At 43.8% G+C, this 20,439-nt stretch carries 15 protein-coding genes; 7 read left to right on the top strand and 8 right to left on the bottom strand.

The annotated features are described in order from the left end of the window. Positions 1 to 17: 17 nt before the first annotated feature. From SIO70_RS28750 to SIO70_RS28765, 4 genes are all read right to left on the bottom strand, one after another. The gene (locus SIO70_RS28750; protein ID WP_320576710.1) at positions 18 to 2,975 is read right to left on the bottom strand and encodes a SusC/RagA family TonB-linked outer membrane protein; all 2,958 of its coding nucleotides are present in this window, start codon (positions 2,973 to 2,975) and stop codon (positions 18 to 20) included. 330 nt (positions 2,976 to 3,305) lie between these two features. Next, entirely contained in the window at positions 3,306 to 4,313 is a 1,008-nt protein-coding gene (locus SIO70_RS28755) for a LacI family DNA-binding transcriptional regulator (protein WP_320576712.1), read from the bottom strand. Between the two features lie 428 nt (positions 4,314 to 4,741). Further along, on the bottom strand, positions 4,742 to 5,017 hold the full coding sequence (locus SIO70_RS28760; protein WP_320576714.1) for a hypothetical protein: 276 nt from the start codon (positions 5,015 to 5,017) through the stop codon (positions 4,742 to 4,744). 188 nt (positions 5,018 to 5,205) lie between these two features. Further along, positions 5,206 to 5,754, bottom strand: a complete 549-nt coding sequence (locus tag SIO70_RS28765; RefSeq protein WP_320576715.1) for a putative glycolipid-binding domain-containing protein — start codon at positions 5,752 to 5,754, stop codon at positions 5,206 to 5,208. Positions 5,755 to 5,878: 124 nt separating this feature from the next. On the opposite strand from SIO70_RS28765, the gene SIO70_RS28770 reads away from it, so the two are divergent. The 3 genes from SIO70_RS28770 to SIO70_RS28780 are packed head-to-tail and all read left to right on the top strand — an operon-like array spanning position 5,879 to position 10,729. Continuing rightward, a complete protein-coding gene (locus SIO70_RS28770) occupies positions 5,879 to 8,230 on the top strand; it encodes a DUF2339 domain-containing protein (RefSeq protein WP_320576716.1) in 2,352 nt (783 codons plus the stop codon). Beyond that, positions 8,205 to 9,404: a hypothetical protein gene (locus SIO70_RS28775; protein ID WP_320576717.1), complete on the top strand. Its 1,200-nt coding sequence runs from the start codon at positions 8,205 to 8,207 to the stop codon at positions 9,402 to 9,404. The genes SIO70_RS28770 and SIO70_RS28775 overlap by 26 nt, the downstream gene beginning before the upstream one ends. Before the next feature lie 53 nt (positions 9,405 to 9,457). Further along, a complete protein-coding gene (locus SIO70_RS28780) occupies positions 9,458 to 10,729 on the top strand; it encodes a DUF2130 domain-containing protein (RefSeq protein WP_320576718.1) in 1,272 nt (423 codons plus the stop codon). A gap of 716 nt (positions 10,730 to 11,445) precedes the next feature. Here SIO70_RS28780 and SIO70_RS28785 read toward each other — a convergent pair. The 3 genes from SIO70_RS28785 to pyrF all read right to left on the bottom strand — a co-directional run bounded on the left by SIO70_RS28785 (position 11,446) and on the right by pyrF (position 14,506). Next, positions 11,446 to 12,411: an FAD:protein FMN transferase gene (locus tag SIO70_RS28785; RefSeq protein WP_320576719.1), complete on the bottom strand. Its 966-nt coding sequence runs from the start codon at positions 12,409 to 12,411 to the stop codon at positions 11,446 to 11,448. After that, a complete protein-coding gene (locus tag SIO70_RS28790; protein WP_320576722.1) occupies positions 12,398 to 13,576 on the bottom strand; it encodes an acyl-CoA dehydrogenase family protein in 1,179 nt (392 codons plus the stop codon). The genes SIO70_RS28785 and SIO70_RS28790 overlap by 14 nt, the downstream gene beginning before the upstream one ends. Before the next feature lie 108 nt (positions 13,577 to 13,684). Then, positions 13,685 to 14,506 (bottom strand): orotidine-5'-phosphate decarboxylase, encoded by an 822-nt coding sequence (gene pyrF / locus SIO70_RS28795; protein ID WP_320576724.1) that lies wholly within the window; start codon positions 14,504 to 14,506, stop codon positions 13,685 to 13,687. A 478-nt stretch (positions 14,507 to 14,984) separates the two neighbouring features. Here pyrF and SIO70_RS28800 point away from each other — a divergent pair, with 478 nt between their 5' ends. Then, positions 14,985 to 15,794 (top strand): sugar phosphate isomerase/epimerase family protein, encoded by an 810-nt coding sequence (locus tag SIO70_RS28800; protein ID WP_320576726.1) that lies wholly within the window; start codon positions 14,985 to 14,987, stop codon positions 15,792 to 15,794. A 13-nt stretch (positions 15,795 to 15,807) separates the two neighbouring features. Then, complete coding sequence (locus SIO70_RS28805; protein WP_320576727.1) at positions 15,808 to 17,163, top strand: Gfo/Idh/MocA family oxidoreductase; 1,356 nt, start codon at positions 15,808 to 15,810, stop codon at positions 17,161 to 17,163. 186 nt (positions 17,164 to 17,349) lie between these two features. On the opposite strand, the gene SIO70_RS28810 is transcribed toward SIO70_RS28805, so the two are convergent. Beyond that, positions 17,350 to 18,447 carry an Mrp/NBP35 family ATP-binding protein gene (locus SIO70_RS28810; RefSeq protein ID WP_320576729.1) on the bottom strand — a complete coding sequence of 366 codons (1,098 nt, stop codon included), beginning with the start codon at positions 18,445 to 18,447 and terminating at the stop codon, positions 17,350 to 17,352. Between the two features lie 167 nt (positions 18,448 to 18,614). Between SIO70_RS28810 and SIO70_RS28815 the strand changes: the two genes are divergently transcribed. Both SIO70_RS28815 and SIO70_RS28820 read left to right on the top strand, forming a co-directional pair. Beyond that, positions 18,615 to 19,280, top strand: coding sequence for a carboxypeptidase-like regulatory domain-containing protein (locus tag SIO70_RS28815; RefSeq protein WP_320576731.1), 666 nt, complete (start codon positions 18,615 to 18,617; stop codon positions 19,278 to 19,280). 251 nt (positions 19,281 to 19,531) lie between these two features. Next, positions 19,532 to 20,428 carry a 3-hydroxybutyryl-CoA dehydrogenase gene (locus SIO70_RS28820; RefSeq protein ID WP_320576733.1) on the top strand — a complete coding sequence of 299 codons (897 nt, stop codon included), beginning with the start codon at positions 19,532 to 19,534 and terminating at the stop codon, positions 20,426 to 20,428. Positions 20,429 to 20,439: the final 11 nt, after the last annotated feature.

Below are 20,439 nucleotides of genomic sequence, written 5' to 3' on the forward strand. Positions count from 1 at the left end.
ACGTTCCTGTTTGTTAATTAGAAATCAAGGTTAACGCCCAGGGAATATACTCTTGGACGTGGATAGAACTTATCATCTATACCGCTGAAAACTTCCGGATCCTGACCACTGTATTTAGTGATCACGAATACATTCTGTACGTTCGCATTTACACGCACACCTAATTTCTGATGCCAGATGCGGCCAAAATCATACGCCAGGTTCAGATAATCCATACGCACAAATGAACCGTTTTCTACATAGTAATCAGACCAGTATTGCGGGTTGGCGAAATTTGTCTTCAACACACTGGATGACATATTTGCCAGGAAAGCAGCATTCTGGAAAGACTTATAGTTACCGAAGTTGGAAGCCTGGTTGTTGTAGATATAGTTACCAATGTTACTACGCAGACTGAAACCAAGGGTCCACTCTTTGTAATTGAAATTTGAATTGAAGCTCAGGTATAAAGTTGGATTTGGTGATTTGTAACGGTATTTATCTGCCGCCGTAATAGCACCATCGCCATTCCTGTCTTCATACAAACCTTCAATTGGCTTACCATTCTTATCGTAAATCTGTTTGTAAACGTAGAAGGAATTGATGGCATAACCTGTTGAATTGATCTGGATAGTATTACCAGTACCACCAGAAATGCCGCCTGTAGCAAAACCTACAGCTGTATCACTTTGCACCTTGGAAAGAGACAGGATCTTGTTTTGATTGTAGGTGATGTTGAAACCTGCATTCCAGGAGAAGTCTTTTGTCATGATAGGTGTAGCATTCACAATGAATTCCACCCCCTTGTTTTCCAGGCTACCTACGTTTGTGAACAGTGTATTAGTCAGGTTAGTACCTGCAGGAGCTGTTACGGTCGCCAGCAGATCGCTGGTTTTCTTATAGTAGAAATCCACACTACCGTTGATCCTGTTATTCAGGAAACCATAATCCAGTGCAACGTTGTAAGTTGCAGTTTGCTCCCACTTGATGTTCTGATCGTAACCTGCTGCACGCAGCGTCTGATAATAAGAATCTCCCAGTTGATAGGAAGAAGCGGCATCCCCCCAGGTATAGCGGGATACAGCAGCATAATCCTGCCCGATATCTTCCTGGCCGGTTACACCATAACCCAGTCTCAGTTTCAGGTCAGAGAGTACTTTAGAATTCTTCAGGAAAACTTCGTCTTTAATTCTCCATGCCAGTGCTACGGAAGGGAAGTTACCCCAATGCTTTGCGAAGCGGGAAGTACCGTCACGACGCAGGGTAGCAGTCAGCATATACTTCTCATTGAATGTATAATTCAAACGGCCAAAGAAGGAAACAAGTGTATGTTGTGATTTACTATAGTTACCCGCAGCAGTCGTAGTATCTCCGGAACCATCCAGTGTTGCAAACGCTGGTGTGGTGGTGATGAAATCCTGGTAGGAATAACCGGCAGTCACATTAACAGAGCTCTTAATCGCCTTTAATGCTTTGCTATAGTTCAGGTAAAAATCAAAGAGTTTGTCCTGTTTTTCCTGTTCGTAATGATGATAGGAACCGCCACTACCATTGTAATAAGACAATGCTGCATAAGCTGGTATATTCGTATTACCGGTACCTTTAGAGTAGTCATAACCCAGGTTCATATTCGCATGCAGGTCAGGCAGGAAATGGAACTTGTAGTCGAACTGTAAGTTGCCGATACTTCTCTTCACAGTAGATGCATCATTCTTCAGTTTCAGCATACCCAGCGGGTTTCTTGTAGCCAGCGCAAACAAATCACCATTTTGCAGCCACTCATAGTAACCACCAAAGTTGTCATTACCAGAATAAACAGGTTTGGTCGGATCAAACGCAACTGCTGCGTTGATAGCTCCCTGGTCAGCAAAACGGTTATCGGCAACAGATCCTTTCAGGTTCAGGTTTATTTTCAGGTGATCGTCGAAGAGGCTTGGAGAGAGGTTGACTGCTCCGGAAGTTCTTTTCAGGTTGGATGTTTTAAGTATACCATCCTGGAAGAGGTGACCTACAGAAACGCGGTAAGGTAATTTTTTCCAGGAACCGCTGATGCTCAGGTTATTGTCAGAGCTCAGGGCTGACTGGTAAATTTGTTTTTGCCAATCGGTATTATCAGTACCCAGCATGCCGATCTGTGTATCATTACCATGTGCTTTCACTATATCAGTAAATTCTGCAGCAGATAATACAGGAGAATAGCTGGTCACTTTAGACACCGCATTGTTTGTACTGAAAGCGAGTTTCAGTTTATCGCCGGCACGACCTTTCTTGGTAGTGATGATCACCACACCATTGGAAGCGCGGGAACCATAGATAGCGGTGGCAGATGCATCTTTCAATACGCTGAAAGATTCGATATCATTTGGGTTCACCATGGCCAGTGCATTGGAAGAACCGCTTACATTACCGTTTTCAACAGGTACGCCATCTATTACAACCAGCGGATCGTTGGTAGCATTCAGAGAAGCACCACCACGTACGCGGATGGTACTACCACTACCAGGTGCACCACCATTGGAAGTGATCAGTACACCGGGAACTTTACCAGTGATGAGTTGTTCAGGAGAAGAGGCAGGGCCTTTGTTAAAATCTTTCGTAGTTACGAGGGCGATAGAGCCGGTGAGGTCGCTTTTCTTTTGCGTACCATAACCGATCACTACGACTTCGCTTAACCCTTTGGTATCAGTTTTCAGTTGAATGTTCAGTTCCGTATTGTCATTGCCTACTGTGATGGCTTTTTCTACGCCTTCGAAACCGGCCATTCTTGCTACCAGTACATAACTACCGGCACTTATACCTTTGATAGTGTAATGGCCTACACTATCTGCAACTGCATTTTTGCTGGTGCCTTTTATAAAAAGGATGGTTCCCGGAACCGGACTATTCGTGTCGTCCGTAACGGATCCGCTGATACTTCCTGATTGGGCATATACGCCTAAGGTAACCAGGATAAAACACAACAGCAGCGCTAACCGGGTAAAGTGTGTTCGTTTCATTTAACGTTTCATTTTAAAGACAAAGAATTGCTGTTACGCTACTGCCAGATGCAGTGCGTTTAATCAAAAGACAAGAAAATGGCTGTAGAATTCCTTATTAGAATTCAGTGCTATTCTTCATTGTGGTAATTGGGAAGGGATAAATGATAAGTTCAAAGCAGGTCCCAGTCCCCCTGTTGCTTGCCCGTAAGTTTTAAGTTGAAAGCATAATGTATCTGTGTTGAACATTTCCGGGAACGTTCCCGGAGCGTGGAATAAAATAGATTTATGATGCTAAAGTATGCATTTTTTTGTTTTTCCTAACATTTTGTTTCATTTTTTTTCCTTTGCTTACACTTTTGCCGAGGAGTAACGGGGAATGAGCCTGGAACCCAATACGATATGATTGTTCTGAGGGGGTGTTCCTTCCAGTACTTTGAAGAGCATTTCTGCAGCATGTGTGCCTAAATCGTAGGCTGGCTGCGTAATGGTGGAGAGTGCCGGATTGAGTAGAGAGGCAATTTCCAAACTCGAAAAGCTCACGACTTTTACATCCTTCGGAATATTGATACCCAGGTCGTGGCAAACGTAATAACTTGAAATAGCAAGACGTTCTACGGCAGTGAAGAGGCCATCAGGCCGTTCGTGCAGTAAGAAATTGGTCAGGATCTGGTAGTTTTTGTCATAATCATTGCTACAATCTACCACCAGTTGTTCCTGAAATGGGATGCCCGCATGCTGCAAAGCGTCTCTGTAACCCTGCATACGAACATTACCAATAGACAGACTCTTATTAATTACTAGGAAAGCGATCTTCTGGCAACCTGCTTCTATAAGATGACGGGTGGCGGAGAAAGCACTTTCATAGTCATCAGTGGTCACTTTCGGTACGTCTACATCATCATATACCCTATCGAAAAAGACCAGCGGAATACGTTTATTCCCCATATTATTCAAATACCGGTGATCATTGGCTTCGCCGGAGGCTGACATAATGATACCATCCACACGACCATTGTACAATTTCTCTATGAACATGACTTCTTTGTCAAAATCATCGTCGGTGAGGTAGATCAGGGTGTAATAATCTTTTTCACGGGCTACACGTTCTATACCGTGGATGGCCTGAGAGAAGAAGTTATTCGCGATTTCCGGTACTATGATGGCGATGGTATTACTTCGCTTATCCCGCAGATTACTGGCATGGTGATTTGGCTGGTAATTGAATTCCTTTGCTGCAGACAAGATTCTTGCTTTAGTTTCCGGATTGATATCGCTGTTACCTCTAAATGCCCTTGAAACAGTAGATGTGGATAGGTTGAGCTTTTCTGCCAATCGTTTTATATCAACACGCTCCATAAAAGGTGGTTTTTGACCTTAAGGGCCAAGGTAGAGAAAATAGTGGAATTCAAAAAATGATCAGTATCCCCTCCCTGACCAAAATCATCCCACCACCACAGTGAGCCGGTTTCATTTTCGCGATCATATTTTTATATTTTGAGGGACTATGCATGCCCAGCGATTCACTCCAATCCACATCGAAATAGTGAATATAGAAATGATCTACATGTAATTGACTGATGAGTGCAGTATCGACGCCAGAGAAAGACTGGTCATCAAATTTCCAGTAATAAAAAGCATGAGAATGCTATTTGGGTTGATCATGACAACCCAGCAAAAAAGGTAACAACAAAATGAGGTAACGCATGAATAGGAATTGCTCTCTAAAGGTAGAATTCCCTTCGATATCAATGGTGGGTATAATTCAAATTCACACAAAATGGTGACTACTTCATCCTGTTAAGGCCATTCATCACCCCGGCAATGTCCTTCATTACCCTCCTTGTCTTCTCTGCATTCCCTGCCGACTCCGCAAAGGAGGTCTTCAGCACCAGCAGACTGTCCATTATGCTTGCGGAACAGGTGCCGTACTTACCGAGGATGGTAAATACCTCCTCCAACTGAGGAGCCGCATAGCTATGAATCTTGAATGTATATGGCGGATCAAGAAAGTATAATTTGATCTCCGCCATCCGCACAGTATCCGTATTATTCATTTTCATACTGCAAAGGTACAACAAATAAAAAAACTGGCAGGGAATGATCCTGCCAGTTTAGTACAATCCATATTGTAGGCACAATATGTCTAATTGTGAAAAGATAGCTTTACGGTTCAGTTTTTCATAATTATTTCAGTTGTGGAAGGTAAAAAACTCAGTTTGACAGATTAAATCATCGCATAGGCATTATCCTAATATATCTTTTGCCATACGCCAGGGTAATCAACTACATACCCCTCATCGTCTACAATCAACTCTGAAATATACCCGGAGTGCTCATTCTCATACTTGTAAATCTTACTCCCCTTGTTCAGATACCGCTGTTTCACCCTTTTCACATCTCCATTTTTAATATCTACCCATACAACACTGATGTTCTGCCCCTCTCCTTTCGTGAGCTGCAGCCTGTTGATAGGCAATGAATTGGTAAAAGGCGTGAAAGAGATATCTACATCTACACAACCATCAAAGGCTTTTAGGTGCTCTCCTTTTTCATTCAACCACTGTTGTAAATCATTCTTATACAACTCAATGGTATAGTTCTGCTCAGACATTACTTCGATGATTACTGTCTGTGCTTCCCAACGTGGATTGAGTGTGAGCGTATATCTCACCAGCCATGGCTTTCCGAAGCCCTCGCCGGTGATATATCCCTTGACGGTAGTCATTTCTTCCTTTTCAATACTGACAAATTCAGTCGTATTGATCGTACTGTTTTTCCAAACTATTATCTTTTGCATCTCTTAATGTAATCATTTTAATTCTTGAATTCAAATAGCTACGCAAAAAATTAACGCCAATATAATTGTAGGAGAATAGATTATATTTGAACGCAATATATTTCCTATACATATTTATTATTGTATGTTCGAAACTATCATTTGTTTACTCCTGGTTGTTATCCTGATCATTATCATCAAATTGAAGAGTGACCTACTCGATCAGCTGAGTTCCCTGCATCGCAGGCTGGACAACCTCACACTGCCACAGGTAGAAAAGGAGATTACACCACCATCACCTGCCTACACGCCGCCACCGGTTTATACACAGCCGCCGCCTAAACCGGTCCCGCCGCCGCTACCTAAACCGGAATCACCGCCTCATGCCAGAGAACCGCAGCCTGTTCCCCATAAAGAAACGTATATTCCATATCCACCTATGAGCGTAGTGGAAACACCACCGGAGCCTATTCCTACCTTCTGGGAAAAATACCCTGATCTGGAGAAATTTATCGGTGAAAACCTCTTTAACAAAATTGGTATTGGTGTGTTAGTGATCGGTATTGGTTTCTTCCTGAAATATGCGATCGACCAAAACTGGATCAACGAAACCGGCCGTACTTTCATCGGCATTCTATGTGGCGGCATCCTGCTGGGTATTGCACACCGTATGCGCAAAACCTTTGCTGCATTCAGTTCTGTACTGGTAGGCGGAGGGATCGCTGTATTGTATTTCTCTATCACAATTGCTTTTCAGCAATATCATCTCATTAGCCAGACGCTGGCTTTCATCATGATGATATTGATCACCGCATTCGCTGTTTTTCTATCTATCAGTTACAATCGTGTGGAACTGGCCGTATTAGCAATCTTAGGCGGCTTCACCGCGCCTTTCCTCGTAAGTACAGGCCATGGTAATGCAGGTGTATTATTTACTTATATCCTCATTCTGAATACAGGTATGCTGGTGCTGGCTTACTTTAAAAAGTGGCACCTTGTCAATATCATTTCGTACATCGCAACGGTGTTGTTATTTGGCACCTGGCTCTCTTATAGCATCGGTACTGAATCGCCGGCCAAACCTGTACCTTATATCACGGCACTGGTATTCGCAACCTTGTTCTATATCGTGTTTTTCCTCATGAATGTGGTGAACAATATTCGTTTGCACAGACCATTCAGGGAACCTGAAATCATCCTGCTGCTAAGTAATACATTCCTGTATTATGCCGCAGGTATGGTGATCCTCGCACATATTCACGGTGGCATGTTCCAGGGATTATTCACGGCGATGATCGCTGTATTCAATTTTGTCTTTGCATATGTATTGCATAGGAATAAATACGCAGACCGGCTGTTGATCTACTTCCTCATAGGATTAGTACTTTCTTTCCTGAGTCTTGCTGCGCCTATTCAATTGAAAGGCCATTACATCACCTTGTTCTGGGCAGCAGAAAGTGTATTGCTGTTATACCTCTACCAGCGCTCTGCACTCAAACTGATGAAGATTGCATCGCTCATTGTAATGGTACTCACCGCTGGTAGTCTGATCATGGACTGGTTCAATCTATATGGTTATCACATGGTGCTAATGACACCTGTGCTAAACAGGGGTTTTATTACTAATGCAGCTGTTGTAGCCGCATTATTTATCTACAGGAAATTGCTGGCAAAGGAAAAAGATGAAAACTTCTTCCCAATACTGCCATTGCCGCACATGCAGTTGCTGTTGAACATCGCTTTCGTTGTGCTCATCTATGCGACCATACAAATGGAAGTGTTCTTCCAGTTCCACTTACGCATACCACCTATTGCCGGTATGATGGCACATCTGGTCAACTATATTGCACTGGCCGTATTGCTGTACATTACCAGCAAAGGACATGCGATGTTCAGGTACCTGATCCTCATATTCACCCTGATATCACTGGCCGTGTTTGTGAATGATAATGATACAGCTGTGATTTTCCGGAATGCATGGCTGACTGGCGCTGGAACGGGTAGTTATTTCGGCACGTATTTCATCATTCCTCCTGTAGTGATAGTGATGCTATTCATGGTCTGGAAATTTATCAAACCTTTGCTCAAAGACAACCGGGTATTCCTGCTACAGATCCTGAATACAGTGGTTGTACTATATACCCTCAGTGCATTGCTGGATCACGTGGTGGTACTGATCGCTATGCATCCACGGGCTGACATTGACAGCATTGTGCATAGTAATCAGAAAACCGGGTACAGTATTTTATGGGGTATCTATGCCTTTGTACTGATGTTCCTTGGTTTAAAATGGGCGGACAAAAATGTGCGTATTATCGCGATCGCACTCTTTGGTATCACCATTTTAAAATTATTCCTGGTAGATATCAGTACCCTCTCAGAAGGTGGTAAGATCGCCGCATTTATATCATTGGGCGTATTATTACTGATTATTTCCTTCATGTATCAACGATTGAAAAAAATCATTCTGGATGACAAGCAAGAACAAAAAGCTTAATTTTTTATTGATCATATTCCTCCTTTGCAATGCTTCACTGACTGCACAGGAGATAGCTGCGAACGAGTTTTCATGGCAGGCTGTCATTACCAATGTGCCGCGAAATGGATTTTATAATATCCTGCTCGGACCTGGCCTCATCAGCGGAAGCCAGGCACCGGGTTATACAGACTTCCGCATCTATCAGGATAAAAAAACAGAAGTACCCTACCTGCTGAAGAAAGAAGCCATGCACTACGACATAGCCAGTATCAAATCATTTGCTGTCATAGAAAATAAACAGGTAACTAATGGTACCTCTTCCTTCATTTTCAGTAATGCAACCGGCCAACCAATCAATTATGTAACACTCATGGTCAAAAACACATGGGTTTCAAAATCTATGAATGTCACCGGCAGCAATGATCTAGAACAATGGTATGGACTGGTTCCGGATTTTTACTTTGATCCGACCAAACCTCAGATCAATCTGCCAAACACTGATTATAAATATATCCGTCTGCTCATCAATGATTCCAGCAGTGCACCACTGAATATTACAGGTGCAGGACAGTATTATAATGAACAAAAGTCTACTAGCCCATTACCGGTTCCTTCTTCCGGGATAAATATCCGCCATGCAAACAAAACGACTATCATCAAACTTGCATTCCCCAAAAAGTATGTGATCGACAACCTCTCTTTCAACATCACAGCGCCTACCTTATACAAGCGGCAGGCATGGGTGGATGGAGAATCTTTTACACTTACTTCCGGCCAATCGAATGAAGTGGTATTGTCGCACGAGGTCAAAACAGATACCCTTGAAATACGCATTGACAACCAGGATAATCCTCCTTTAAAAATTGAGGATGTAAATGCCTGGCAACTACCCCGATACATGGCGGCTTATCTGGAACAGGGAAAGTCATATCTGATATTAACAGGCAATGCTGATCTAACTGCCCCCAAATACGATCTCACCTATTTTGCAGATAGTTTGAATAGGGAGCTACCACTGATCAGTATACCTAGGGAGCAGATGAAATATATCAACCATTCAAAACCTTCACCAGCAAAAGGCTTCACCCTTTTTACCAGTCAGGTGTGGATCTGGATTGCCATCGTCGGTATTATCGCCCTGTTAGGTTTCATGGCTTTTCGTATGTTAAAAGAAATGCAGGAAAAAAAGTAATACGCACATCCAGTGCGTAGCGCTCCATGTACTTTTATCGTAACTTCGAAGTCATGGGAACACAAATCACCTGTCCTAACTGCAGGCACCAGTTTGTCATGGAGGATGCATTTGCAGCAGATATTGAAAAAGAGATGCGCGGTAAAATGGAAACTGAATGGCGCAAACGTGTGGATGCATTACAAAATGAAAAAAATCAACTGGCTCAAATCCGCCAGCAGGTAGAACAACAAAAGCAATCACAACAGGAGGAGCTCACTAAGTTACTCGAAACTGAAAAGAGTAAACTACAGGCGACCCTGTCTGAGAATATCCGTAAGAGCATATCCGAAACTTACGAAAACCAGTTACAGCTCCTGCAACAGGCCAATATAGAACAGGAAGAAAAATTGAAGGAGGCCAGGCGCCAGGAACTGGACTTCCTGCGCAAGGAACAGGACCTGATGGCCAAGGAGCAGGAAATCGAAATCTCTATCCAGAAAAAACTACTGGAAGAGCGTAACCTGCTCACTGAAAAGATCCGCAGGGAAGAAGCCGACCGCAACCAGCTGAAAGACCATGAGTACCAGTTAAAACTGGCTGAAATGGCCAAACAACTGGAAGACCAGCGCAAACTGGCCGAAGAAATGCGGCGTAAAGCAGAACAGGGTTCTACACAGTTACAAGGTGAAATACAGGAACTGGTGCTGGAAGAACTGTTGAAAGGCGCCTTCCCCTTCGACGAAATCGCTGAAGTGGGCAAAGGCGTAAGAGGCGCCGACTGTATTCAACTGATCCGAAACCAGTTCGGGCAGGAATGTGGCAAGATCATTTACGAAAGCAAACGCACAAAAGACTTTGCAAGAGACTGGCTGGAAAAGCTGAAAGCCGATATGCGCAGCCAGGGAGCAGACATTGCCATCCTCGTGACCCAGGCCATGCCGAAAGACATGGAACGGTTTGGTGAAAAAGAAGGCGTATGGATCTGCACATTTAACGAAGTAAGGGCACTGGCGCATGTACTCAGAGAAGGTATTATCAAAGTAGCCGGTGCACTCAAAACCCAGGAAAACAGGGGCGATAAAGTACACATGCTCTATGGCTACCTGACCAGTGGCGAATTTGCCGAACAATGGAAAGCGATCCGCGAAGGATTTATGGCCATGAAAATCTCTATCCAGAAGGAAAAGGATGCCATGGAAAAGATCTGGAAAGCAAGAGAAAAACAACTGGAAAAGGTATTACTCAACGCCGCACATATCAAAGGCTCTATCGAAGGTATTGCAGGAACAGATTCGGTAGATCTGAAACTCCTGGAAGATGCCGCCGATGCAATGCTGGATTAACAATAAAAGCGCTTTTACTACCCGGTATCAGCGCTTTTACTATTCAAATGGTAATTATTCCACAGATACTATTTAAAACTGTTGCCTCTTTGCTACATCTTTAATCTCACTCCTCTACTCACAATTTTTTTCTTTAAAATCGCAAATATTTAGCAATCCCTATCATAGGGATACACGATAACCATAAGAAAATCAATTACTTAATTTTAAGAACACATTAACAGCCACTTGCTAACCATACATAAGATTCTGCTTTTAAATACGTTGTATGTAAAGTGATAAGTCTGTTTGGCATATTTCATGTTGTAACATTTGTAGACCATTAAAAGAGGGAAATAAACAGTCTAAAAAGAGGGATATAGACAATTTAACTTTCGTAGAAATTCTAATTGAGCAGACAGGAATTATTTCATTATATTATTTTCTAAACTGGGAATTTTTTTGGACCTTGGTGATTGATTTTTATTGGTTTAGTGAAACCGTACTATTTCATTATTCCGTATGTAACATTATGTTTGGCTGCTAACTAATTTTTGTGAGTAATTCTTGCCAGCGTTCTTTATTTGATAAATCACCCATTCAGACGAAATTGAACTTATTTTTATTACGATTGTAATAATAGTATTGGTATATGTGTGGGTGATAGATAAAAAGGATTTTCGCATATTCTATAAAAAACCAAGTATGAGAGGGCTGCTATTTTTAGCAGCCCTAAATTATTCAGGGAACCCCGGAGAGAAGCTTTCCTGTATATTGCCTTCCGTATCTTTATAAATAAAACCCGCTTCCAGCTGCAATTCCGGATGTAGCCGTATAAAAGCGAATGCTTTTTCTACACCCATTAAAATCAGGGCATTGTCAAAACCATCCGCCGTCATAGCATCTTTTGCCAGAACTGTGACACTGATAATATTATTGTGAATGGCTTGTCCATTTCGGGGATCGATGGTGTGCGCAAACCGTTTACCCCCTGAGTCAAAAAAACGACGGTAATTACCGCTGGTAGTGACTGCCCTGTCTTGCAATGGAATGACCCGCTGGTTTTCACCTTCTATACCAACAGTCCAGTATTGCTGCTGACTGTTTTTCCCTTTTGCACACAGTTCTCCACCTACATCTACCAGGTAGTTTTGAATGCCTTTACTATCAAGGAAACGGCCTATTACATCGGTAGTGTATCCCTGGGCAATACCATTGCAATCGAGAGTTATACCAGCTTTGGTGCGGAAAAGTCCGGAACCTTTTATTTTCAGATATTGATATCCTACGTGAGATAAGATAGTTCTTAAAGTATCGGGAGATGGAATTTTTCTTTCTGCCGGAGCATGGACACCAAATCCCCATACATCGACCAATGGTTTAACCGTGATGTCAAATGCGCCATTGGTGATCTTACTGATCACGAGTGCTTTTTTGATGACGGCCTGCATGTGGGTATCCATTTGCACATGCCCCTTTTCATTGAATTGATTGATCAGGGAATGGGGTTTGTACAAAGACAGGGATTGGTCAATGTCTGCGAAAATAGCCTCGATTTCCCGCTGCAGTGATGTCGTATCTGCTGAGATGTATTTAATGACATAGTAAGTACCCTGTGCTTTTCCTTCCAATACTGTTTGGGAATACGCCGTCAAAGGGAGTAATAATAACAATAATAATAGCCGCATATCAATGAAAAGCATCCAATCCGGTGATGTCCATACCGGTAATAAGTAAGTGAATTTCGTGGGTACCTTCGTAAGTGATCACGCTTTCGAGGTTCATCATGTGACGCATCACGGGAAACTCGCCGGTAATGCCCATACCACCCAGTATCTGCCTTGCATCGCGGGCTATCTGGGTAGCGATGGCGCAGGAGTTGCGCTTAGCCATAGAAATTTGAGCAGGGGTGGCTTTACCTTCATTTTTTAGTACCCCTAAGCGCCAGTTCATAAGCTGGGCTTTGGTGATTTCAGTGATCATTTCGGCCAACTTTTTCTGCGTAAGCTGGAATCCACCGATAGGACGGCCGAATTGCTCCCTTTCTTTAGCATATCGCAGGGCGGTGTCGTAGCAATCCATGGCAGCACCGATTACACCCCAGGCTATACCGTAACGGGCAGAAGACAGGCAGCTTAACGGGCCTTTGAGCCCTTTGGCCAATGGGAGTATATTTTCTTTAGGAACCCTGACATTATCAAAAACAAGTTCGCCTGTAGCACTGGCCCGCAGGCTCCATTTCCCTTTGGTTTCAGGGGTGGTGAATCCGGGCATCCCTCTTTCTACAATGAGACCTCTTATTATACCTGCTTCATCTTTTGCCCATACTACAGCGATTTGTGCAAAGGGGGCGTTGGATATCCACATTTTTGCGCCATTCAGGATCACATGATCGCCGTCTTCCTTGAAGTGGGTGACCATGCCGGAAGGATTAGAGCCAAAGTCTGGTTCTGTAAGACCAAAACACCCCATCCATTCACCAGAGGCGAGTTTGGGGAGGTATTTTTTCTTCTGCTCCTCACTGCCGAAAGTAAAGATGGGAAACATAACAAGGGAACCTTGTACAGAGGCAGTAGACCGCACCCCGCTGTCACCTCTTTCCAGTTCCTGCATCATGAGCCCATAGGCAATGTAGTCCATACCGCCGCCGCCGTATTCCGTTGGGATAGTGGGACCAAAACAACCTAGTTCGCCCAGCCCCGGGATGATCTGGGCGGGAAAAGTAGTGGTTTGACAGGCTTCTTCTATAATGGGAGATACGTCCTTCTTTACCCATTGCCTGACAGCATCGCGCACCATGATATGTTCGGAGGAGAGAAGGTCATCTATCCGGAAGTAGTCGGGGGATTGAAACAAGTCTTTCAGCATGTGGAACAGGTTAGATAAGGAATCAATTTAAAGAAAAGGGGCGAATAAAAAAACACCGCACGGGGGCGGTGTTTTTTATTATCGGTTTTAATTGAATAATAGCGTGGCTTATCTTGTAGCTGGCGCAACGTCTAAGTATTCCGCCATTTCGAGTTGTAAAGCTTGTGCAGCTATTCTTGCATCCTGTGCAAAATCTTCTCCGTTTCCGGCATATATGATTGAGCGGCTGGCATTCACCAGTAATCCGCAATCCTTATTCATCGCTACGGCTGAGATCTCCTGCAGATTTCCGCCCTGTGCACCTACTCCCGGCACCAGGAAGAAATGATCAGGTACCAGCTGACGAATATAGGCCAGTTGTGAGCTTTGGGTGGCACCAATCACGAACATCATATTGTCCGGTGTACCCCAGCTCATTCCTGCTTTCAGCACTTTTTCATACAGCATCTCATCTCCACTCTGTGTAAGCTGAAAATCTTTGCTGCCTTCATTGGAGGTCAGGCCCAGCATAATGGTCCATTTCTCATTGAAAGAGAGGAATGGCTGCACACTGTCGCGACCCATATAAGGGGCTACCGTTACGGCATCAAAGTTATATGTTTCAAAGAATGTTTTGGCATACTGTGTAGAAGTATTTCCTATATCTCCACGTTTAGCATCAGCGATAGTAAAGTGGGTGGTCGGGATATACTCTACTGTGCGTTGCAGTGTTTCCCATCCACGGATACCCATACATTCGTAAAAGGCTGTGTTGATCTTGTAAGACACGCAAAGATCCTTAGTGGCATCGATAATTGCCTTGTTAAAAGCAAATACCGGGTCTGCATGTGAAAGCAGGTGACGGGGAATCTTTGTGATGTCTGTGTCTAAGCCAACACAGAGATAAGATTGCCTCTCCTTGATCAGATTCACCAGTTCGTGTCTGTTCATATAAATACTTATTTGGGGCGCAAAGGTAAGTAAAACTTATTCAATGCGGGCGTAATGAGCAATATTATACTATTTTATCATGACTGCATGGCAGTATACTTCCCTATCGATGAAGTTAAAGTTCTGGTAAATTTTTTAAAAAATGGAAAAAACCTTTTGAAAAAGGTATCGGGTGTGGATTAATTCTTCGATACGGCTTCGGTGTTTCTTTAATGCTTGTTCGACGCTTCTTCGATACAACTTCGTCACTTCTTCGTCACTAAAAGGTCACCTCAATATCCCCTGGATAATGAAGTGACCTTTTAGTGACCTTTTGGTATCGAAGTAACACCGAAGCTATACCGAAGACCCACCGACCGTTTATCAAGAAGATTTTTGATTTTTTAAATAATGTTCCTACCTTTTCCATCCACGTTTTTTTGGAAGAAATATGAAAAACTCCCCTATCTGGCTCTTATGCCTTTTTTTATTCATTTGTTTGCAATCGAATGCACAAACCCGGTTGCCCAAATTAGGGGTTACCACCACCTATAGAAGTGATTCCATTTTACACGCCGCCGGATTTGATTATATTGAGGGCAGTGTAGGCAAACTACTTTCTCCTGACATCCCGGAAGACACCTTCCAGGTATTTCTAAGAGATAAACAAAAAATGCATTGCAAATTCAATACCTGCAATGGCTTTATTCCTGCCGAAATACCCATCGTAGGCCCCAAAGCCGATGAACAAAAGATCCTGACTTATGTAGATAAAGTGATGCAACGGGCCCAAAAAGCAGGAGTATCTACCATTGTACTCGGTAGCGGCAATGCCCGCAAACTGCCAGAAGGCTGGACACCCGAAAAGGAAAACCCACACTTCGTGAGCATCTGCCGGAAAATAGCCGAAACAGCAGCTAAATACAATGTGGTCATTGCCATCGAAAACCTGAACAGTACCGAAACGAATTATATTAATACGCTGGAGGAGGCGAATGCCATCGTGACCGCGGTAAACCATCCAAATTTTAAACTTACGGCAGACATTTACCACATGCTGAAGGAAAATGAGCCTGCTGTGAACATCGAAAAAGCGAAAAAGAACCTGGTCCATTGTCACATTGCAGAGAGAGAAAAACGGACTGCACCTGGTGTAGCCGGTGATGAAGTGAGACCTTATATCGCAGCATTGGCAAACATCCGTTACCAGGGTGGTATTTCCGTCGAAAGCCGCTGGGATCCTATGGATGTACAAGCTGCACCAGCACACAAATATTTACATCAACTCATCCTTGAACTGTATCATTAAAAATTAAATTCCAATGAAATCACGTCGTGAATTCCTGAAACAATCCCTGCTGGCCGGTGCAGGTGTTTCTATTACGGCTATGGGCTTGCCAGCCAGTAGTTATGCCCGCATCATGGGGGCCAATGACAGGGTAAATATAGGATTGGTCGGATTTTCCGATCGTGCACGCCAGACACTCCTGCCCTGCTTCTTCAATAACAACAAGGAACTGAATTTTGATATTATCGCCGTATCTGACATCTGGAAACGTCGCAGAGAAGAAGGTCAGGCCTTTATCTCCCAAAAAGCAGGTCATGATATACAGGCATGTGTCAACAATGATGAGCTGTACAAGATCAAGGATCTGGATGCGGTGATCATTGCTACGGCCGACTTCCAGCATGCTTATCACACTATCGAAGCGGTAGGTCAGCGGAAAGATGTGTACTGCGAAAAACCATTTGCTGAAACGATGGACGATGCCCGCAAAGCACTGAAAGCAGTGAAAGACTCCGGCAAAATTTTCCAGGTAGGTACACAGCGTCGTAGCGGGGATAGTTATCACGCTGCAAACCACTTTATCCAGCAAGGTAAATTCGGCCCCATTACCATGGTTGAAATGACCTGGAATGTGAACCAGCCGGGTCGCTGGCGCCGCCCTGAATTAGTAAAGGAAATCAGGGAACAGGATACTGACTGGACCCGCTTTCTGGCAGGCCGCCCGAAAGATACCTGGGATCCTAGGAAATACCTCGAATATCGCCTGTTCTGGCCGTATTCTTCCGGTATATTTGGTCAGTGGATGACTCACCAGATCGATACGGTGCATTGGTTTACAAATCTGAAACACCCACGTAGCGCAGTAGCAAACGGTGGTATCTATATGTGGAAAGATGGTCGTAAAAATGCAGATACGATCACGGCTGTTTTTGAGTACGGACCTGACAATGATCCAACCTCCGGTTTCCAGGTGCAGTATAGCTCCCGCTTCTCCAACTCTGCTGGTGGTGTGAAGGAAATGTACTACTCTAATGGCGGTACCATCGATATCGATAAGAACAAGATCTCACCAACCGGTGGTTTGACTGAACGCGAAGCAAAGGAAATGGGAATGCATGCGAATCTGCTGCCTGAAATGACATTGAGCAATAACAGTAGTGGCGTAGCTACATCTGCTGATATGGGTGGCGATCCACTAACGAATGCACACGTACGTAACTGGATGGAAAGTGTAAGAAAGGGACAGCAGGGAAATGCACCGATCGAAGCGGCTTATTCACATTCTATTGCGCTGATTATGGCAAATGCAGCGTATAGGACTGGGATGAAGGCTACTTTTGATGAGAAAAAACAAGAGGTAATAGTAGGTGGCAAGCCTTTTATAATATGATCAGGCGAGTTATCCGCAATTAAAAGAGGGTGTATCTAAAAATTAGATACACCCTCTTTTTTTGCGGATACCTGATGGAGCCAGATTCCATTTTATGCGTTGCTCAGGAGTTTCATTTATCAATGATACTCCTTCTTTTTTTGCAGGACCTGCGGCCAGCCTGAATGCCGGGCCGTTATGATTTCTTTATACAAATACTTCTACAATTCTCGTAGGCGCTACATTCGCATTCCTCATCGCAATGCTTCTTGCTGCCATACTTGCAAAGCCCATAAACGCCAGCTTGGTAGCATCCTCTCCACCCAGCATAGCCGGTACTCCTTCATCTCCACCTTCACGAATGCTCTGAACGATCGGGATCTGACCCAGGAATGGAATTTCCAGGTCTTCCGCCAACCGCTTACCGCCATCTTTACCAAATATGTAATATTTGTTATTGGGCAGCTCAGCAGGTGTGAAATAAGACATGTTCTCCACCAGGCCAATGATCGGTACATTAATTTGTGGACCATTGAACATAGCAATACCTTTCTTCGCATCAGCCAGTGCCACATCCTGCGGAGTGGTTACTATCACTGCGCCTGTAACCGGTACAGTCTGTACCAGGGTCAGGTGAATATCGCCAGTGCCAGGAGGCATGTCAATTACCAGATAATCCAGCTCATCCCAGTATACGTCGGTAATGAACTGCTTGAGGGCGCTGCTGGCCATTGGACCACGCCATACTACTGCCTGTTTCTCATCGATCAGTAAACCGATGGACATCAGTTTGATACCATGCTTCTCCAAAGGAACGATCATGCCTTTTCCATCCACATTCACCATCATAGGACGGTGACCACGAACCCCAAACATAATTGGTACTGAAGGTCCGTAAATATCTGCATCCATCAACCCTACTTTGGCACCGCCTTCAGACAGGGCGAGAGCCAGGTTGGCCGCTACAGTAGACTTACCTACGCCTCCCTTGCCGGAAGCTACCACGATGATGTTTTTCACACCTGGCAGCAGGCTCTTTCCATCCTTACGGTTGGAGTTTACGTTGGCAGTCATATTTACATGCACCTCAGCATCTTTGCTGACCAGGTGATGGACAGCATTGATACAGGCATTTCTGATCAAATCTTTCAATGGACAGGCAGGGGTAGTAAGCACAACAGTGAACGTCACTTTATTCCCATCTATCTCAATGTCTTTCACCATGTTAAGCGTTACCAGGTCCTTCCCCAGATCAGGCTCTTCCACATTGCTCAAAGCCTTTAAAATCTGTTCCGTAGTGATCATAAATAGTTGTTAATTTTAATTCGAGGCTGTAAAGTTAACCTAATTGCTAGTTACTTTGTCAGCGCTGTCATAGTTTTTGTCAATTGGTTCCGTTCATCCATCTATATGTACAGGAAAAACATTCCTATGGCTTATGTTTAATTCAAATCATTTATCTTAGAGGCGGCATGCATAAGAAGATTTCCTACATACTGTTTTCGCTTTTGTTTCTACCTTTTCTGCTGAGAGCACAATTAACGCAGTTCAAAGATAGTATCATACAGATTTCCGGTATTACTATGACGGCAGATAGTTTAAGAGCCGTTCCTGCAGTGAGTATTCTCATTAAAGGACAAAACCGGGGTACCATCTCCAATCCGCAGGGGGTGTTTTCCATCGTGGCTTTTAAAGGTGATACGCTTATCTTTTCTGCAATTGGTTACAAGAGAAAAGAATTTAGAATTCCTACCACTCTGCCAGGTAATGCATATTCCCTGTTGCAGCTGATGGTTGATGATACGACTTACCTGCCGGTAACAATCATCAAACCTTATCCTTCGCGGGAAGAGTTTGAGAAGGCGTTTGTAAGTATGGATGTGCCGGATGACCAGTACGAACTGGCCAGGAAAAATACGGAAGAGGCGAAGATGAGGGCCATTTCAAGGTATGTACCACCAGATGCCGCAGAGGCAACCAATATGTACTTTAACAGGCAGGCGCAGAACCTCTATTATGCAGGTCAGTTACCTCCACAGAATATTATGAACCCACTGGCCTGGGCACAGTTTATACAGGCGTGGAAACGGGGAGATTTCAAGAGTGGAAGTAATAAACAATACGGATACGGGTATTAGTATTTAAAAAATATTGACAAAACCGGATCAATCGCGAAGTGGTTGATCCGGTTTTGTATTTTAAGGAAGGGAGAACGGTTGGGGATTGCGGTGATAGATGAATAGGTTTTGTCTTTGCGTTTTGGACCCTGCGGCGCCGGAAGAAAACGATTTTGAGTTACTTTAATTAGCCTTCGAAGTTGAAAGCAATTGAATTTTGAAATTTGAAGTTTCAATTTCATATTCACTTAAATTTGATGAAATTCAATTCCATGTTTTCATCAAAAAATATTGCCGTGATCGGCGCCGGCACCATGGGTAATGGCATCGCACATGTTTTCGCCCAAAACAATTTTACAGTTACCCTGATCGACGTATCCGCACCGGCACTGGAACGCGCCTTGCAAACCATCGAAAAAAACCTTGACAGACAGGTAGCAAAAGCAACGATTACAAATGAAATAAAGTCTGGTACCTTAGGCAATATTACCACCACCACAGACCTCGCCACCGGTGTACAAAACGCAGATCTGATCGTGGAAGCCGCCACTGAAAACACTACCCTGAAACTGAAAATATTCCAGGACCTGGATCAGTATGCAAAACCAAATGCCATCCTCGCTACCAACACCTCTTCTATTTCCATCACGAAGATCGCTGCTGCTACCAAACGCCCTGGTAAGGTAATCGGCATGCACTTTATGAACCCTGTCCCGGTTATGAAACTGGTGGAAATTATCAATGGCTATGCGACAGAAAAAAGTGTGACAGACACCATCGTTGACCTTTCTTCCCAGTTAGGCAAAGTACCGTGTGTAGTCAATGACTATCCGGGTTTTATTGCCAATCGCATCTTAATGCCCATGATCAATGAAGCCATCAGTTCATTATACGAAGGAGTAGCAGGTGTTGCAGAAATTGATACCGTGATGAAACTGGGAATGGCACATCCTATGGGTCCATTGCAATTAGCTGATTTTATCGGACTGGATGTATGTCTTTCTATTTTACGTGTATTGCAGGATGGATTTGGGAATCCGAAATATGCCCCTTGTCCGTTGCTGGTAAATATGGTGACGGCGGGTTACCTGGGGGTGAAAAGTGGGGAAGGATTTTACAAATATGAGAAAGGGAGTAAAGACCTCGTCGTGAGTGATCGTTTTAAATAAATTAGCTTAGG

Source organism: Chitinophaga sancti (assembly GCF_034087045.1).
In the GTDB taxonomy this organism is placed as follows: Bacteria; Bacteroidota; Bacteroidia; order Chitinophagales; family Chitinophagaceae; genus Chitinophaga; species Chitinophaga sancti_B.

What these genes read in the sequence shown, in the direction of transcription:
- SIO70_RS28750 (WP_320576710.1), bottom strand. Translation starts at nt 2,975, where the DNA reads ATGAAACGAACACACTTTACCCGGTTAGCGCTGCTGTTGTGTTTTATC.
- SIO70_RS28755 (WP_320576712.1), bottom strand. Translation starts at nt 4,313, where the DNA reads ATGGAGCGTGTTGATATAAAACGATTGGCAGAAAAGCTCAACCTATCC.
- SIO70_RS28760 (WP_320576714.1), bottom strand. Translation starts at nt 5,017, where the DNA reads ATGAAAATGAATAATACGGATACTGTGCGGATGGCGGAGATCAAATTA.
- SIO70_RS28765 (WP_320576715.1), bottom strand. Translation starts at nt 5,754, where the DNA reads ATGCAAAAGATAATAGTTTGGAAAAACAGTACGATCAATACGACTGAA.
- SIO70_RS28770 (WP_320576716.1), top strand. Translation starts at nt 5,879, where the DNA reads ATGTTCGAAACTATCATTTGTTTACTCCTGGTTGTTATCCTGATCATT.
- SIO70_RS28775 (WP_320576717.1), top strand. Translation starts at nt 8,205, where the DNA reads ATGACAAGCAAGAACAAAAAGCTTAATTTTTTATTGATCATATTCCTC.
- SIO70_RS28780 (WP_320576718.1), top strand. Translation starts at nt 9,458, where the DNA reads ATGGGAACACAAATCACCTGTCCTAACTGCAGGCACCAGTTTGTCATG.
- SIO70_RS28785 (WP_320576719.1), bottom strand. Translation starts at nt 12,411, where the DNA reads ATGCTTTTCATTGATATGCGGCTATTATTATTGTTATTATTACTCCCT.
- SIO70_RS28790 (WP_320576722.1), bottom strand. Translation starts at nt 13,576, where the DNA reads ATGCTGAAAGACTTGTTTCAATCCCCCGACTACTTCCGGATAGATGAC.
- pyrF (WP_320576724.1), bottom strand. Translation starts at nt 14,506, where the DNA reads ATGAACAGACACGAACTGGTGAATCTGATCAAGGAGAGGCAATCTTAT.
- SIO70_RS28805 (WP_320576727.1), top strand. Translation starts at nt 15,808, where the DNA reads ATGAAATCACGTCGTGAATTCCTGAAACAATCCCTGCTGGCCGGTGCA.
- SIO70_RS28810 (WP_320576729.1), bottom strand. Translation starts at nt 18,447, where the DNA reads ATGATCACTACGGAACAGATTTTAAAGGCTTTGAGCAATGTGGAAGAG.
- SIO70_RS28815 (WP_320576731.1), top strand. Translation starts at nt 18,615, where the DNA reads ATGCATAAGAAGATTTCCTACATACTGTTTTCGCTTTTGTTTCTACCT.
- SIO70_RS28820 (WP_320576733.1), top strand. Translation starts at nt 19,532, where the DNA reads ATGTTTTCATCAAAAAATATTGCCGTGATCGGCGCCGGCACCATGGGT.